Annotated in this window: 13 protein-coding genes; 5 read left to right on the top strand and 8 right to left on the bottom strand. The window is 44.3% G+C overall.

The window, feature by feature from the left end:
- The first annotated feature begins 52 nt into the window (after positions 1-52).
- Positions 53-1,534: a carboxypeptidase M32 gene (locus tag PK654_RS07900; RefSeq protein ID WP_271698735.1), complete on the top strand. Its 1,482-nt coding sequence runs from the start codon at positions 53-55 to the stop codon at positions 1,532-1,534.
- Positions 1,535-1,915: 381 nt separating this feature from the next.
- Here PK654_RS07900 and PK654_RS07905 read toward each other — a convergent pair whose 3' ends face one another.
- Complete coding sequence (locus PK654_RS07905) at positions 1,916-2,191, bottom strand: hypothetical protein (RefSeq protein ID WP_271694967.1); 276 nt, start codon at positions 2,189-2,191, stop codon at positions 1,916-1,918.
- Between the two features lie 186 nt (positions 2,192-2,377).
- Positions 2,378-3,118, bottom strand: coding sequence for a TrmH family RNA methyltransferase (locus PK654_RS07910; RefSeq protein WP_271694968.1), 741 nt, complete (start codon positions 3,116-3,118; stop codon positions 2,378-2,380).
- A 157-nt stretch (positions 3,119-3,275) separates the two neighbouring features.
- On the opposite strand from PK654_RS07910, the gene rlmE reads away from it, so the two are divergent.
- Positions 3,276-3,896, top strand: a complete 621-nt coding sequence (rlmE, locus tag PK654_RS07915) for a 23S rRNA (uridine(2552)-2'-O)-methyltransferase RlmE (RefSeq protein WP_271694970.1) — start codon at positions 3,276-3,278, stop codon at positions 3,894-3,896.
- A 139-nt stretch (positions 3,897-4,035) separates the two neighbouring features.
- Here the strand turns inward: rlmE and fdxA are convergent, their stop codons facing one another.
- Entirely contained in the window at positions 4,036-4,359 is a 324-nt protein-coding gene (fdxA, locus tag PK654_RS07920) for a ferredoxin FdxA (RefSeq protein ID WP_271694971.1), read from the bottom strand.
- 171 nt (positions 4,360-4,530) lie between these two features.
- Between fdxA and PK654_RS07925 the strand changes: the two genes are divergently transcribed.
- The 3 genes from PK654_RS07925 to PK654_RS07935 all read left to right on the top strand — a co-directional run bounded on the left by PK654_RS07925 (position 4,531) and on the right by PK654_RS07935 (position 9,303).
- Positions 4,531-6,132 carry an NAD(P)/FAD-dependent oxidoreductase gene (locus tag PK654_RS07925; RefSeq protein WP_271694972.1) on the top strand — a complete coding sequence of 534 codons (1,602 nt, stop codon included), beginning with the start codon at positions 4,531-4,533 and terminating at the stop codon, positions 6,130-6,132.
- A gap of 182 nt (positions 6,133-6,314) precedes the next feature.
- Positions 6,315-8,195 (top strand): methyl-accepting chemotaxis protein, encoded by a 1,881-nt coding sequence (locus tag PK654_RS07930; protein WP_271694974.1) that lies wholly within the window; start codon positions 6,315-6,317, stop codon positions 8,193-8,195.
- Positions 8,196-8,310: 115 nt separating this feature from the next.
- Positions 8,311-9,303 (top strand): ABC transporter substrate-binding protein, encoded by a 993-nt coding sequence (locus PK654_RS07935; protein ID WP_271694975.1) that lies wholly within the window; start codon positions 8,311-8,313, stop codon positions 9,301-9,303.
- Between the two features lies 1 nt (position 9,304).
- Here the strand turns inward: PK654_RS07935 and PK654_RS07940 are convergent, their stop codons facing one another.
- The 5 genes from PK654_RS07940 to hrpA form a co-directional block, all read right to left on the bottom strand.
- The gene (locus tag PK654_RS07940; protein WP_271694977.1) at positions 9,305-10,132 is read right to left on the bottom strand and encodes a substrate-binding periplasmic protein; all 828 of its coding nucleotides are present in this window, start codon (positions 10,130-10,132) and stop codon (positions 9,305-9,307) included.
- A 199-nt stretch (positions 10,133-10,331) separates the two neighbouring features.
- Positions 10,332-11,222, bottom strand: a complete 891-nt coding sequence (rarD, locus tag PK654_RS07945; RefSeq protein ID WP_271694978.1) for an EamA family transporter RarD — start codon at positions 11,220-11,222, stop codon at positions 10,332-10,334.
- Positions 11,223-11,381: 159 nt separating this feature from the next.
- Positions 11,382-11,987, bottom strand: coding sequence for a class I SAM-dependent methyltransferase (locus tag PK654_RS07950; protein WP_271694979.1), 606 nt, complete (start codon positions 11,985-11,987; stop codon positions 11,382-11,384).
- Between the two features lie 141 nt (positions 11,988-12,128).
- A complete protein-coding gene (locus PK654_RS07955; protein WP_271694980.1) occupies positions 12,129-12,605 on the bottom strand; it encodes an outer membrane beta-barrel protein in 477 nt (158 codons plus the stop codon).
- Between the two features lie 82 nt (positions 12,606-12,687).
- Positions 12,688-16,623 (bottom strand): ATP-dependent RNA helicase HrpA, encoded by a 3,936-nt coding sequence (hrpA, locus tag PK654_RS07960; RefSeq protein ID WP_271694982.1) that lies wholly within the window; start codon positions 16,621-16,623, stop codon positions 12,688-12,690.
- Positions 16,624-16,678: the final 55 nt, after the last annotated feature.

The following is a 16,678-nucleotide window of genomic DNA, read 5'->3' on the forward strand; positions in this document are numbered from 1 at the left end:
TTTACTGATTTCAGTGCTAAAATAGCTTTTTTTGCAAATGGAATAATAAGTTATGCAGGCTTATCAAAAGCTAACTGAGCATTCAAAAAAAATCTCACACTTTAATCATCTGGCTGCCATCTGCGGCTGGGATCAGGCCGCGGTTATGCCTTCAGGCGGTAATCAGGCGCGCTCTGAAGCGATGGCCGAGCTTTCGGTTCATATCCATAAGTTAATGACAGAACCTCAATTGGCTGAGTGGTTCGATAAAGCAGAACAAGAAGAGCTTAACTCTGAACAGCAGGCAAGCCTGCGCGAATTAAAACGCGGCTGGCAACAAGCCAACGTATTACCAGAAGAACTGGTACAGAAGAAATCTCTGGCAGGTTCAAAATGCGAGCACGCATGGCGTAGCCAACGTGGCGAAAATAACTGGCAGGGTTTTGCTGAAAACTGGAAAGAAGTGGTTGCTTTATCCAAGGAAGAAGCAACGATTCGCGCTGAAGCATCAGGCCTTTCTGCCTATGACGCAATGCTTGATCTATACGAAGCCGGCACCAGCAGTGCTTCACTGAATACCCTGTTTGCTGATGTAAAACAGTGGTTACCGGGATTAATCGATCAAGTGATCGACAAGCAGAATCAGCAACAGATTCTTCTGCCGCAAGGCCACTACCCGGCGGCAAAACAGAAGGAGTTAGGCTTAGAAGTCATGAAGCTTCTTAAGTTTGACTTCACCCACGGCAGACTGGACGAAAGTGTTCACCCTTTCTGTGGTGGTGTGCCTCAGGATGTCCGTATTACTACCCGTTACGATGAAAAGGACTTTATCCAGTCACTGATGGGAACCGTACATGAAACCGGCCATGCCCGTTATGAACAAGGTTTGCCTAAGTCTCTGGCTGGTCTACCTGTTGGTGAAGCGCGCTCAATGGGTATTCACGAATCACAGTCACTGTTTTTCGAGATGCAGGTAGGCAGAAACGACACCTTTATCAACCATCTGGCTCATATGGCGGCTAATGCGTTCGGTACTGAGAGTGACGCTGTTTTCTCCGCGGACAACTTTAAAAAGCTATACACCCGGGTAGAAAAAGGATTTATCCGCGTTGATGCTGACGAGCTCACCTACCCTGCTCACGTCATTCTGCGCTATGAGATTGAACGCGACCTGATCAACGGTGTGATTGACTACAAAGACGTTCCTGAGTTGTGGGATCAGAAAATGCAATCTTATCTTGGCTTAACCACCAAAGATAACTATAAGAATGGCTGTATGCAGGATATCCACTGGACAGACGGCGCTTTCGGCTATTTCCCTAGCTACACACTTGGTGCTATGTATGCAGCTCAGTTTATGGCGGCCATGCGCAAAACTGTTGATGTAGAATCAGCGATCGCCTCGAAAGATCTTTCTCCGATCTTTAACTGGTTGTCTGAAAATATCTGGAGTAAAGCAAGCCTGCTGCAAACAGATGATTTAGTAAAAGCGGCGACAGGTGAAACTCTGAATGCCGATTACTTCCAGAAACATTTAACAAGTCGTTATCTATAACCTAGTGCGGGAACAGCCTGACTGTTCCCGCTATAATTCCATATCTAATTAATTTAAGTCTTTGATGATTTGGTGCCGATATAGAGCACTAATTAAATCTTGTTTCGTATGCAAAATTAGCATCACATAGGCTTTGTCATCGATTACTTCATAGAGACATCGATACGAACTCTCTAACCTTTCCTGAAACTTGATTCCGAAATCTAGCAACGTAGCGTTATATCTGTACCGTTCCGGGTTTTCTGAGATAGCATCATAATTCCGATTTACTAAACCGTCAGTAAACGCTGCGACTTGCTGTTAGGAATGGTTCTCAACTGCAAGGGATTCTATTTCCAACAAACAGTTAACCGCCATTTCAGTGAAGATGACTTCCAAGTGTTAGCTCCTTGCTTCGCGAAGGCGTTCTAATACTTCTTTTTTTGAATGAACCCTACCAGCAGAAACGTCTTCTTTGGCCATCATAGCTAACTTCAATAGCGCATTTGCTTGTCGCTCAGCATGAATAACCCGCTCTTCCTGTTCTCTTTCTTCCGCCGTTTGGATATACAGTTCAGCACTGCCATTTTTTGTTATAACGCAGCCACCTTTAAAGGCATCAGGATTACCAAGGCTATCTTTTGCTGCACGTTGTGACATGGTATGAGTCTTATTCATAGTGACCTCGCTAAAAGTTACACAAAAATTTTATGCCAACACTGTTTAGAGATCAAATATAGCCTCAATTTATCCCTATCAGGTTAAATATATGGTTCACAAGATTATTGGTAACAAAGGCTGGCCTAGTTTCTGGTTCAGCCTTTATATAACGTAATCAAATTACGATCTGGCGTGATGACCAGTTTATATGGACAACTGATAAGCACAGATATTCACTGCGCTGGCAAGGTTTAGTGAGTCTATCTTACCGCTACCTGCGATAGTAAAAGGCTGAGCATTACAGTCGGCTAATGCTTGCTTAGGTACGCCACGGGCTTCATTACCAAACAGATAGCATTCATAATCAGAAAACTGGCAAGAGTTGACTTTATCCCCTTGCATATCCAGATAGGCAAAACGATCAAAGCGTTGATTAAGTTCAGTAAGCTCAATCCCTTGCTCTACAGGCAGATGAAAAATGGCACCCATGCTAGAACGAACCACTTTAGGGTTATAGGGATCAACGCTGTTGTTACTTAATAGCAAGCGAAAGTGACCAAACCAGGCAAGGCTACGTAAAATGGTCCCCAGATTTCCTGGGTCCTGTACCTCATGTAAGTAGATGCAGCGCTCACCTTCTTGCAGAGGCGCGCTCTCTGTTTTAGCGGGTAAAGGAACGCAGGCGATAATGCCTTGTGGCGTTTTAGTATCACTTAGTCCGGCCATCTGTTTCTTATTAATAACAGTAATCGAGTACGAATGAGTAAGCTGCTCTGCCCACGCCTGATACTCTTCAGTTACATATAAAATGGTCTCTTTAAGATAGGGCTGCGTCTGCGCTGCTTTATCCAGCTCGAGGATCAGGTGTTCCCCTTCAACTAAATAGTGACCAAATTGTTCACGATATTTTTTTTGATGCAGCTTCTTTGCATTATCCAGTTTCATATATTGTCCGGTTTTATGTGGCTTGCTATTTCTTCGCCGGCGATTGTACTCTTTTGTCCGGTAAAATGTCACCACCCCAACTCTGCAGATATTGGCAAATCAACAGGACACGATTACAATAGCGCTCCTTAAATTTTACCAATATGGCGAATAACCTATGGCACGTTCAAAAACCAGCAAAAAATGGCTCGATGAACACGTAAACGATCCTTATGTAAAAAAAGCTCAAGCCGACGGTTATCGCTCGCGGGCAAGTTATAAGCTAATCGAAATTAACGAAAAAGATCAGCTTATAAAACCGGGCGATATCGCTATGGATCTTGGTTCAGCACCGGGTGGCTGGTCGCAGATTGTTGCTCCTCTTGTCGGAGATAACGGTAAGGTTATCGCCTCAGATATTTTGCCTATGGATGGCCTGATGGGTGTCACCTTTATTCAAGGCGACTTTACCGATGAAGCGGTTTACGAGCGTATTTTGCAAACCATCGACGGCAAAGGGGTTGATGTCGTTATCTCTGATATGGCTCCCAACATGAGCGGCGTAAAAACCACCGACCAGTACAGCTCAATGTATCTGGTTGAGCTTGCTCTGGATATGGCGCGTAATGTGCTTAAGCCGGGTGGCAACTTTTGCGCTAAGGTTTTTCAGGGCGTTGGTTACGAAGAGTATGTAAAAGATGTCCGCACTTCATTTAACAAGGTAATTATCCGTAAGCCTGCGGCTTCACGCCCACGTTCCCGTGAGGTATATGTGGTCGGCAAAGGATTTAAAGGCTAACTCGGGTCAATTAACTCCCCTTTTGCATCTATTTCGTTAAATTTATTTCCTTTAATAGATGTGCTGAGGGGAGAAATTTTACCTGACGTTTTTGATTTATTTTTCCGGCTTACTTTTCCAGCCTTTATTTTTCAAGCCTTTATTTTTCAAGTAATGGACGTTTGTTCTCTACGCCATTCCACTCATCTGCATCTTCGGGTGCTGGTATTACCTCGGTAATATTAGGCCAAATCTTACAAAGTTCTGCATTAAGCTCAATAAACTCAATCTGATCGGAAGGCACTTCCGTATCCTGATAAATGGCATCAGCCGCACATTCAGGTGCGCACAGGGAGCAATCGATGCAGATATCCGGATCGATCGCTAAAAAATTGGGACCTTCAAAAAAGGCATCGACCGGGCAAACTGCTACACAGTCGGAGTACTTACATTTGATGCAGTTCTCTGTCACTACAAAAGTCATTTAAACGCTATTTCTTCATTTATCGAGTGTGGCGTGATTTTAAAGAATACCCCTCAAAACACAAGTTTCTTTGTTAGTGATATCGTGTAAAATCCAACCCTTAATTTCGTACTTCGATCTTATCCTGCCCTGACGGAAAGGCCGTCCGGCATATAAAAGAGACATTTATCTATGCTACGTTTAACAGACATCAAACTGCCCCTCGATCACGATGAGCTTGCACTCGAACAAGCCATTCTGAAAAAACTAAAAATTAAAAAAGAGCGACTGTTGTCCTTTACTATGTTCAGACGTGGTTACGATGCCCGTAATAACAAAAACATTCAGCTTATCTACACCCTTGATGTTGAGGTAGACAAGCCGTCAGAGCTTCTTGAAAAGTTTGCTGATGATCACCGCGTTAAAGAGACGCCGGATATGAGCTATAAGTTTGTTGCGCAGGCACCTGAGCAATTAGAGGAGCGACCGGTAGTTATCGGTTTTGGTCCTTGCGGACTATTCTCTGCCCTTATTTTGGCGCAGATGGGCTTTAAACCAATTGTTCTTGAACGTGGTAAGGCTGTGCGTGAGCGTACAAAAGATACCTTCGGTTTCTGGCGCAAACAGCCACTGAATCCTGAGTCAAATGTGCAATTTGGTGAAGGCGGCGCTGGTACCTTCTCAGACGGCAAGCTTTATACCCAAATCAAAGATCCAAATCACTATGGCCGCAAAGTCATTAATGAGTTTGTTGAAGCCGGTGCACCGGAAGAGATTCAATATGTGAGCAAGCCACATATTGGTACGTTTAAGCTGGTCGGCATGATTGAGAAAATGCGGGCAAAAATCATCGAACTGGGTGGTGAAATCCACTTTAGTACCCGTGTCGATAAACTCGATCTTGTCGATAATCGGGTTCAGGGCCTGCATCTATCAAATGGTGAGTACCTGAAAAGCCGCCACGTTATCCTTGCTGTTGGTCATAGTGCCCGTGATACGTTTAGCTCACTGTATGAGCAAGGTATCTATATGGAAGCAAAACCATTTTCAGTGGGCTTCCGTATAGAGCATGAACAGAGTGCTATTGACCGTTGCCGTTTTGGTGACAATGCGGGTCACCCTTTGCTGGGTGCCGCTGACTATAAACTGGTGCATCACTGTAAGAACGGGCGTAGTGTTTATAGTTTCTGTATGTGCCCGGGAGGAACTGTGGTTGCAGCCACGTCTGAAGAGGGGCGCGTAGTAACAAACGGTATGAGCCAGTACTCGCGACATGAACGAAATGCTAACAGTGCCATTGTGGTCGGTATCTCCCCTGAAGAGGATTACCCGGGCCACCCGTTAGCCGGGATTGAGTTCCAGCGTAAACTGGAAGCCTTAGCCTTTAAAGAAGGTGGCGAAAACTACCATGCGCCAGCCCAGTTAATTGGTGACTTCCTGGCAGGGAAATCAAGTAAAGAGCTTGGGGAGGTTCAGCCGTCTTATACACCGGGTATAACCCTTGCTGATCTTAGTAAAGTAGTACCGGACTATGTTACTGAAGCCATCCGTGAAGCGATTCCAGCGTTTGAAAAGAAAATCAAAGGATTCTCAAAACCGGACGGCATGCTGACAGGCGTTGAAACCCGTACATCTTCTCCTATCTGTATCAAGCGTGGTAAAGATTTTCAGAGCATCAGTACCCCGGGTCTTTATCCTGCCGGTGAAGGCGCAGGTTATGCTGGCGGAATCCTGTCGGCAGGGATCGATGGTATCCGTGTTGCTGAAGCGGTAGCCCGCGCAATGACTGAGTAACGATAAACAGCAAAAACAACATTCAAAAGGCCTGACATTGTCAGGCCTTTTTCTGTGATGCACTTTTCTCAACAGAACTTGCATTAATAGCATTTTTTTTATTATTAACCTGCTTCATGATACCGATGGGCGCTGAATTAGCTTCAGCGTAATAATAACGATAACCTGTCCGGTACTCGCAAATGAAGAAGTTTAAATTTCAAATTTTAAGTTCATTAAGTATCATTCTTATTTCGGTTGTTTCAACCATTATATTCCTTAATCATCAATCCTTTAGTGCTGAAAGCATACAGTTGAGCAAAGAGCTTCTCAGACAGCAAAGTCACTCCTTTAAATCCGTTCTCGAAGAGCGCTTTAGTGGCTACAAACAGGCCCTTTCCGCTATATCTGCCTCAAGTTCAGACATTGAAGATAACCGACTGTCTGAACAACTAATAAAACAACTTCAGCCCCTTAGCCGTGCTTATAAAGAGATTAGTCAGGGGATCCGTGTGTTTAACAAGGACGGAGATGTTTTTAATGAAAACGGCAAGCTACTCGGTTATAACGTAAAAAAACTGAACCGATCCTATTACAGGGCGATATTTCAGCAGGGGGAGGATTTCTTTGTTTCAGAACCGATAACATCAGCCCTTACAGGTAAAGAGATCATCATTATTGTTCAGAAGCTGACTGACTCAGTAGCTGTAGGAACTTCAGCATTTCTGAACTCGGTTATTGCACAGGATAATCAACCTGAGAACCTGTTCCTGTATAGCAAAAACGGCACTATTTTAATCTCCCCCTACCCTGAGCTTAAAGGAAAGAAGATTAGCGATGTGCGTAACCAGTACGCAAACTTCAGCAAAAGCATGCCAGAGCTAAACTATACCGTTAATCATAAAGGAGACAGTATAGACTTTACTGCCTTCTGGGACAGTTTTGATATTAACGGCTGGAGTATAGGGACCTTTGAAAAAGATCAAGTTATAGAGAGTGCCGCATCAGAACAGCTTATTCATTCAGTTTTGATTACTCTTATATGCCTCGGGCTAACGGGAATCGTAGCAATGTATGTGATTAACCGTCTGGTACTGCAGCCTGTCGGTGGAGCGCCCAGGGAAATTGAAGCTTTGATGGAGAATATGGCAGACGGACAGCTTTCATTTCAAAGTCACAATAGCGGCCATCGCAGCGGTATTTATGCCTCTGTTATCAATCTTTCCGGTAAGCTTTCCTCCTTGATCAACAACTCCCATAAGATCTCCGAGAATATTGCCGCCTCCTCTCACCAGTTATGTACCACGATGCAAAGCTCACTGGACAATGCCAAACAAGAGCTGAATCAGGTCGAGCAGATATCTACAGCGATTACAGAGCTGTCGTCAACTTCTCTTGAGGTAAGCGATAACGCAGCAATAGCAGAGGAGAAAAACCGTAAAGCACAACAAGAAGTACAGGAAGGTATCACCACCCTGCAACGGAACATTAAGCTATCTAATAAGATTAACGCATCAGTTAATGAAACGGCTGAACTGATAACGCAGCTTAGAGACTTCGCTATCGAAATAGGTTCCGTTACCGAAGTTGTCGACTCCATCTCTGAACAAACTAACTTACTGGCTTTAAATGCGGCTATTGAAGCAGCACGTGCAGGAGAACATGGACGGGGTTTTGCGGTAGTGGCCGATGAAGTAAGAGCTTTGGCGTCTAAGACTCAGCAATCTACCGCCAACATTCAGTCGATCATTGAGAAACTGCAGCAGCACTCTGACAAAGCGAACCATAATATGGCAGATAACCTGGCCTTGATAGCTGACTCTGTCGTCCTTGCAGATACCATTCAGCTTGCCTTCGGCAATATCTCAGACTCTGTTGAATCTATTTCACAGATGAATACCCTTGTCGCGACGGCTTCTCAGCAACAACATAGCGTTACTGAGGAGATTTCACGCAATGTTAATCGTACTTATGATTTAGTGCAAGAGAATGTAGAAGCGGTACATCAGATACTTCAGGCTTCAACAGAATTGTCGCGTATGTCAGATACTCAGAAATCTGAGCTTTCATACTTTAAGGTCTGATTTACCTATAATAGCCCCGGCTCATGGTTCTCCTGTAGTTTGCTATACTTTTTATTAGAAGTACTGCTACGAATTGCATTTTAACCTTATTAATAACAAAAGTGAGTCGGGCGCAATGCATAAAATACTTTTCCGGTACGGCATTTATACAGCTCTTCTGCTATTTTCAGCATCTGGTCTTTATGCAAAAACTATCTATGTTGTAGATAGTTACCATGGTAGTTTTGCCTGGACAGCAGCCAACCGCTTAGGCTTTGAGGAAAACCTTGCTGACGGATATCAAGTTCATTACTTTGAAATGGATACCAAGCGAATCCCGCCTTCACAATTTGCAACGCGGGCAGATAAAATCTGGTCTAAACTCATTGTCGGTAATCCTGATCTTATCATTACTATGGATGACAATGCCCTTAAGTATCTTGGTCAGCGTATAACCGATGCCGGTTATCCACTGCTGTTTATGGGCATTAACAATGATCCGGCCATCTATTTTCGCAATAAGATTATTCCGGCTAAAGTAGCCGGAATTTTTGAGCGTCCCCTTCTGAAGCAAAACGTCGCACTGATTTCTAAAGTGCTTACAATGAAAAACCGTAGGGTACTTCTTGTGATGGATAACGGAACCACATCAAGTAACTTCTATCAACAGACACTAAATGAAAAAACCTCTCATACTATCAATGGTATAAAGCTCGATGTCTATATGGCCGAAACTCTGGAATCTTGGAAAGAGAAGTTTAGTAAGTTGTCTCCGCAACACTATGATGCAGTGTTAATCGGTAGCTTTTCTACCCTTAAAAATCCGGGGCAAACACAAATTTCCGATAAGGAAATTTACCGCTGGACCAGTCTGAACAGTATTGTGCCCATCTTCACTTTCTGGAGTAACCGGGTAGGAAAAGGAAAAGCGTTAGGGGGTATGGTTATTAGTGGTTATGAACAAGGCGCCAATGCGGCTATTGCAGCCAATGATATGCTTGAAAGTGGCAACATCCCATTATTTACCGTACCGGATAAGGGAAATATTATGTTTAGCCGTAGTGAGCTTAAACGTTGGCAGGTAACGCTACCAAAATACATCAAAAACAGAAGCTCTCTGGTGGACTAAGTTAACGTGAAGCCGTTTTCTGTTTGCGGTATTTCAACATTAACTCACTATGAGGCTGATAGCTTTCGATTAAACGGGATAAAAGCCCTTGGTCATAAAGTTTTCTGTAGCTGAGTTTAAGCTGCTCTACGACCGGCTCAGGCATTCTCTTACTGGCTACCAGCCAAAGCGAGTGAGATAGCTCTTCGATTTCAAGTACGGGTTTAAACCGAGCCGGATCAAACCCATACTGCTCCATCCGGTAGAAATAACTGGAAGAAACTAATGGTGCAAAGTCTATCCGTTTCCCCTCCAGCAGAAGGATTGAGCGACGGCCATAAGTAACAGACATTATATTGCTGATCCCTTTCTTAATCAGAAGCTCTTCAAAGGCACTCCCTGACTGGGCACCAAAACGATATTGTTTTATATCTTCCAGGTTCGAAGGGGCAACGTCCGGCCCGTTTGTGTGCCGGTAAAGAGCCATGCTGTAAGGCGAGATCTCACCTATCCAGTGATACTTATCTTCTCTTGACGGGGTACGCAGAATGGAGAAATAGAGCACATTATCAGCCATTTGTGTCGCTCTGATGGCTCTTTTCCAAGGTACAAAATGGGTTTTATTAATCTGAACCGGTACAGATGCTGCAGCATCTTCAACGATGGCTTTGACGAAATCAACAACATAGCCGGCGGGTTTTCCCTCGACCTGAACCTGAAGTGGCGGAAACTCTTCTGTGTATAGCTCCAGTTTCAATGGCTCAGCATCGGCGAGACCAGAAAAAGCAATTGCAGAAGTGAGCAGACAAACGATCATACGACTGCGAAGCTCTCTCCAATAATATTGCATAACTTACTGCTCCTGATACTCGCTGTTACTTTCACTAAAGACTAACGCGATTCTTTTGTTATAAAAGCCTATCTTTTCAGTGGCCTGTTTACAAATTAACGCTCTGAGTCTGTTATCTGCATTAGGTAATTAATAAGCCAGCATACACGAATCGGCGAATGAACATATTGAGTCAGATTATTAAAATTTACAGTAATAGCTACTCAGTTGCTCTGCTAAATTTCTTTGCTCTTTTTCGGGACAGTGCTTCTACACTGACTAAAAACAGGCCGAGCCAGATACAGCTGAAACTAATAAATTTTGCCATATCAAACAACTCACCGAATACAAGTACAGCAAGAATAAACTGCAGACTCGGTTCGATATACTGAATCAATCCAATCATCGTCAGGGTTGTGCGTTCAACGGCCATAGCAAACAGCACCAGAGGAATCAAGGTAACGGGCGCAGCACCGAGATAAAGCAATATTTCTGAGGTTTCGGGAGAGAGCAGAATAGAGTCAGAGTGATTTACTCCCCACAAAATAACCATCATAGCAGCAGGCATAAGGCTGATGAGTTCGAATAAGGTCGTTGTCATTGGGTCTAGGGGAATGTATTTTTTTATCAGGCCATACAGAGCGAAAGCACCACCCATAACGAGTGACAACCAGGGTAGTTCACCATAGTAAAATACCTGATAAGCAATACCACAACAGGAAAATACTACCGCGGCCTTTTGTGCCGGCGTCAGGTTATCTTTAAAAAACATCACCCCAAGTACGATGGATATGATTGGGTTAATAAAGTAGCCCATACTCACTGCCAGCACTTCATTATTGGTCAGTGCCCAGGTCATACTGTAAAGAGAAACCGTATTAACGACACCTGCTAACATGCAAAGGAGAAGCACTCTTTTATTTTCTAACGCCTGATAAATTGTACGCACAGAGCCGGACAATAATTTTATCAGCAGCAGCATGATAGGAATCGAAACTAATATTCTTATGGAAAGTAACTCAAGGACGTTAGCATCAGGAAGAAACTGAAAATAGAGAGGGATTAATCCCCATAGAAAAAATGCAGAGACTGAAAGAAGGTTTCCTGACATAGGTTTTCTGGCTAAAAGTGAGTTAAAAAAAGATACCGGAGAGATATCTGAGATAAGCCATTATAGTTACCAATGGTTAACTATTCCAGCAAATATCAATAAAATAAGCTGCAATAGTTAACATTTATAACCTATACAATATGTAAACCCAGAGTAATGTCAGATCTTTTTCAGAATAACACCAAGGCGGCCTTTATCCCGGCCACCATCTGGCTCATTAACCAGTTCACTCTGAATAACCCTGAAGCCTATCGCTTCGCAGTGATCCAGTAAGTCGCAAATGGTGAAAGAGTCATAATAAAACTCCTTATCAAACATGGAACCGGTAAAGGGGCTGATATTGTGATTTGAGCCTCCGCTGGAGAGTATCACTGCCCCTCCATAGCGCAATGCTTTGTAAGCTTTCTCAATCAGCTTTACATGCTCTGTTCTTGGCAGGTGAAACATAGAGTCCCAAATTACAATACCGTCAAACTGCTCTGCAGGCTGGTAGCTCTCCAAATCACTCAGCACCCATTGGTGTTCGGGCATCAGGCTCTTAGCGTGAGAGAGTAATTTTTCTGAGCGATCCACCCCAACTATCTGATGACCGTATGAGGAGATCAGGCTGGCAACAGGCACTCCGTGACCACAACCAAGATCCAACACTTTTGCATCGTTATTCAGATAAGATAAAAAAAGTTTAAACATAGAAAAATCTTTTTCCGGCAACTTAACCCTTATCTGACGCCACTGCTCAGCAATTAAATCGTATTCTGCCTTCATAACGCCTCCTGCGTATTTATGCACTCCTTTTTACAAGGTAACATTAAACTCCATAATACTACAAGAGTAAAGAATTAGATTTCATCAATGAAAACAAGCAAAAAGCCGCCATTACGGCGGCTTCAGGATTAGAAAAGTAAATCAAAAGAAATGTATGGTTGCACTTAAGTTCAGGTTAGAAATGTTTTCATCGTCGGTTGAGTAGACATGATATCCCGCCCCCAGAGCCATAGGCCCCATGGTAAAATACTCGACACCAAAGCCAAACATCATATCAACGCCGTCGTCATCCCTTCCGCCACTGATATCCCACCGGTGAACACCGGCCCGGCCGTATATGTGCAGCGGGCCAAGATCGAGACTGGGACGCAGTGCAATAAAAACTGAGTTGGCTTTAACATCGGCTATGCCTTTAAACTCAAACTCGCCATGGTCGGCATAGCCACCTTCTACTCCGAGAATAGGTAAGATCCCTGTACCAATATAGGCACTGGCAGCCGTTGAATTATCACCATCATACTCAGACTGCCCGACCATGGCACCGCCATACAATAAAGCGTCAGCGGATACAGAGCTCGCAAAGCCGGTTAACACTAGCGCAATTAACGTTTTTTTCATACTCTACCTTCCCTAATAAGATGTTGTTACAGGTATTTCCTGCCCCACAAATAGAAGTTTAGTAGAGAATGCAAATTTTCTGCTAGATAGCGTCAATTGCGTTTTTAATCCTTTTATCTGATACCGGATATGGAGTACCAAGTTGCTGGGCAAAGTAACTTACCCTTAGTTCTTCAATCATCCAGCGTATCTCTTTGACCTCCAGAGGAATATGCATCCCTTTAGGTATCTTATTTAACAGTTCCTTGTAATCATGGTAAACAGCTTCGATTTTAAGCATATGTAAGCGGTCGCGGTTCGGGTCAATAGGTAGCTTCTCCATTCTGCGCTCAATCGCTTTCAGATAGCGAAGAATATCAGGTAGCTTGCGCCATCCACATTCGGTAGCAAAACCTCTGAATATCAGGTTTTCTACCTGAGATTTAATATCTGACAAGGCAAACGCCATAGTAAAATCGATTTTACCTTTAAGCTTTTTATTGATATTGAATGCCGTCGTCAGAATGGTTTCCACCTGTTTGGCAATATCAACCACAGTATCGCCAAGCTCAGCCCTCACATACTCTTTCACCTGCTCAAACTGTTCCGGTTGCCACACCAGACCACCTTTCTCTTCTATCAGCTTATCTACCCCACAGGCAATACAGTCGTCGATAAGATCCATTACCTTGCCATAGGGGTTGAAATAGAGGCCAAGCTTCGACTTATTAGGCAAATTAGCGTGCAGATACTTAATTGGCGAAGGAACATTAAGCAGTACAAGCCTTCTCTGACCTGCTGCCATTGCACTTATCTGTTCTTGCTCGGTTTCAAACAGCTTCACTTCAACACTGTCACGGTTATCTACCAGCGCCGGATAGGCTTTAACATCAAACCCACCGCGCTTTTGCTGATAAACCTTAGGCAGTTCACCAAAGCTCCAGGTATGTATCCCCTGCTGCTCGATATCATCATCGGCAACTTGCGAAAGAGTTTCCTGCACCTTCTCTTTCAGGCTCTCTTTTAACTCGTGCAGATCTTTATGCTCTTTTAGTTTACGACGATGCTGGTCTACTGCCCGGAAAGTCACTTTCAGGTGCTCGGGTACTTGCTCAAGGTTCCAGTCCTCCCGGTAGATCTCAACACCGGTCATGCGCTTTAGTTCTTTCTCAAGAGAGTCGAGAAGCGGGGCTTCCATAGCATTAACACGGGCAAGAAAGGCATCAGCGTAATTAGGTGCAGGTACAAAGTTACGGCGTAGCGTTTTTGGCAACGATTTAATCAGACAGACCACCAGTTCATGACGCAGGCCCGGGATCTGCCAATCAAAGCCGCTCATATCGATCTGGTTTAGTATCGGCAGCGGAATATGAACTGTAACCCCGTCGTTATCATCGCCCGGTTCAAACTGATAGCTGAGTTTCAGCTTCAGGTTAGCCTGATGCCAGAAATTAGGATAATCGAGATCCGTTACATGGCTGGCATCACCGCGGAACAGCATATCTTTATCAAAGTTAAGCATATCAGGCTGAGACTGACTCTGCTTCTTCCACCAGCTATCAAAATGACGACCGGAAACAACTTCCGTCCCTACCCGCTGGTCGTAAAAATCAAACAGATCATCGTCGTCTACCAGAATATCGCGACGTCGTGACTTATGTTCCAGCTCTTCCACTTCCCGCAGCAGTTTACGGTTTTTCTTAAAGAACTGATGGCGGGTCTCCCAGTCGCCTTCAACCAGAGCTGAGCGGATAAAGATCTCTCTGCTCACCACAGGATCAATACTACCGTAATTAACCTGACGCTTAGGTACCACAGGAATGCCGTACAGCATCACCTTTTCGTAAGCCATAACTGCGGCTTGTTTCTTCGACCAGTGGGGCTCACTGTAACTGCGCTTGATCAGGTGTTTTGCCAGTGGTTCAATCCATTCCGGCTGAATTTTAGCGACAATGCGCCCCCATAGCCTGGAAGTTTCTACCAGCTCAGCGGAGATAATCCATTTAGGCTGCTTTTTAAATAGGCCAGATGCCGGAAAAATATGGAACCGTGCATTCCGCGCCCCCTGATACTCGTTCTTCTCCTGATCCTTAACACCGATATGAGAAAGAAGCCCCACCAACAGCGCACTATGAATGCCCTGATAGCCTGCAGGCTCGTCATTCACCTTGGTATCCATCTCTCTCATCGCCTGATGAATCTGGAAATAGACATCCTGCCACTCGCGCACTCTCAGGTAGTTCAGGTAGTCCTGTTTACACTGCTTACGGAACTGATTACCAGATAAGGCTTTTTGTTGCTTCTGGATGTAGTCCCACAGGTTTACAAAAGTAATAAAGTCGGACTCTTTATCGAAGAAACGTTTGTGTTTATCATCGGACGATTGCTGCTTGTCTGATGGTCTTTCCCTTGGATCCTGTATCGATAACGCCGATGCAATCACCATAATCTCTTTCAGACAGCCAAATCTTGGCGCTTCAATTACCATACGGGCAAGACGCGGGTCAATTGGCAAACGGGAAAGTTTCCGCCCAATAGTTGTTAGCTTTTTCTTACTGTCTTTAGCACCTGAGTTAAATGCCCCCAGCTCTTCAAGCAGACGTACACCATCCTGAATGTTACGTTTATCCGGCGCTTCTACAAAAGGAAATGCCTGTATGTCACCAAGACCAATGGCCGTCATCTGCAAAATTACCGAAGCAAGGTTAGTACGCAGAATCTCCGGATCGGTAAATTCTGCTCTGGAGAGAAAATCTTCTTCCGAATAAAGACGTATACAGATACCCTCGGCAACACGGCCACAACGCCCTTTCCTCTGATTAGCACTAGCCTGAGAAACTGGTTCAATTGGTAGTCGCTGTACCTTGGTCCTGTAGCTATAACGGCTGATACGTGCGGTACCCGGGTCAATAACGTAGCGTATGCCCGGTACCGTCAGCGAGGTTTCCGCCACGTTTGTTGCCAGTACTATCCTTCTGCCGCTGTGCGGCTGGAAAATCTTATTTTGTTCCCCGGCAGACAAACGGGCATAAAGAGGAACAATCTCGGTACCTCTCAGGTTACGCTTGTTTAATGCATCTGCGGTATCGCGGATTTCCCGTTCGCCATTCATAAAGATCAGAATATCACCCAGACCTTCATCGCACAGCTCATCAACCGCATCAAAAATGCCTTCAAGCTGATCTCTGTCATCCGCGTTGTCTGAGCTTAACGGACGGTAACGGGTTTCTACCGGATAGGTGCGGCCTGACACTTCGATAATAGGAGCATTAAAAAAGTGTTTAGAAAAACGCTCCGGATCAATGGTTGCCGAGGTGATAATCACCTTCAGGTCAGGACGTTTAGGTAACAGCTCTTTCAGATAGCCAAGGATAAAATCAATATTCAGGCTTCGTTCATGAGCCTCATCGATAATAATGGTGTCATACTGGTTAAGAAAACGGTCATGCTGAATCTCAGCCAGCAAAATACCGTCAGTCATCAGCTTAATCTGGGTATTATCAGATATCTGGTCGTTAAAACGGACTTTATAACCGACAAACTCGCCAAGTTTAGTCTCCATCTCTTCGGCAATGCGGCTGGCAACGGAACGGGCTGCTAACCTTCTTGGCTGAGTATGACCGATTAAACCAAACTTACCGCGGCCAAGTTCGGCACAGATTTTCGGTAACTGAGTGGTTTTACCCGAGCCTGTTTCACCGGCAACGATAACTACCTGATTTTCTTCAATAGCTTTTGCTATGTCGTCACGTTTCTGACTAACAGGAAGTTGATCGGGATACTCTATTTTGACTCTGTTTTGCGATTTCTCTTGAACTGCCATCATTGATTTTGCAATATCTAACGCAATTTCATCAAACACGGCGTTTCTCGATGCGTCTTTTTTAATTTTACTCGCACCTGAGATTCTTTTTTGCAGCCTGAATCTGTCTTTAATCAGACAATCTTTTAACGCTGCTGTTAGCTGTTTTGCACTGTTTTTTTCTGAATGATTATTTTCGGCACTTTGATTTTGTGTGCCAGCCTGTGACGATGTCAAAGCTATACCTACGTAGTTCTTGAAATGTTCTTGAAATTGCGCCGATTGTACCACA

It is taken from the genome of Vibrio sp. SCSIO 43137 (assembly GCF_028201475.1).
Classification (GTDB): domain Bacteria; phylum Pseudomonadota; class Gammaproteobacteria; order Enterobacterales; family Vibrionaceae; genus Vibrio.

Coding starts and splice junctions, on each gene's coding strand:
- PK654_RS07935 (WP_271694975.1), top strand. CDS start 8,311: ATGCATAAAATACTTTTCCGGTACGGCATTTATACAGCTCTTCTGCTA.
- PK654_RS07940 (WP_271694977.1), bottom strand. CDS start 10,132: ATGCAATATTATTGGAGAGAGCTTCGCAGTCGTATGATCGTTTGTCTG.
- PK654_RS07905 (WP_271694967.1), bottom strand. CDS start 2,191: ATGAATAAGACTCATACCATGTCACAACGTGCAGCAAAAGATAGCCTT.
- PK654_RS07925 (WP_271694972.1), top strand. CDS start 4,531: ATGCTACGTTTAACAGACATCAAACTGCCCCTCGATCACGATGAGCTT.
- rarD (WP_271694978.1), bottom strand. CDS start 11,222: ATGTCAGGAAACCTTCTTTCAGTCTCTGCATTTTTTCTATGGGGATTA.
- PK654_RS07910 (WP_271694968.1), bottom strand. CDS start 3,118: ATGAAACTGGATAATGCAAAGAAGCTGCATCAAAAAAAATATCGTGAA.
- PK654_RS07955 (WP_271694980.1), bottom strand. CDS start 12,605: ATGAAAAAAACGTTAATTGCGCTAGTGTTAACCGGCTTTGCGAGCTCT.
- rlmE (WP_271694970.1), top strand. CDS start 3,276: ATGGCACGTTCAAAAACCAGCAAAAAATGGCTCGATGAACACGTAAAC.
- PK654_RS07950 (WP_271694979.1), bottom strand. CDS start 11,987: ATGAAGGCAGAATACGATTTAATTGCTGAGCAGTGGCGTCAGATAAGG.
- PK654_RS07900 (WP_271698735.1), top strand. CDS start 53: ATGCAGGCTTATCAAAAGCTAACTGAGCATTCAAAAAAAATCTCACAC.
- fdxA (WP_271694971.1), bottom strand. CDS start 4,359: ATGACTTTTGTAGTGACAGAGAACTGCATCAAATGTAAGTACTCCGAC.
- PK654_RS07930 (WP_271694974.1), top strand. CDS start 6,315: ATGAAGAAGTTTAAATTTCAAATTTTAAGTTCATTAAGTATCATTCTT.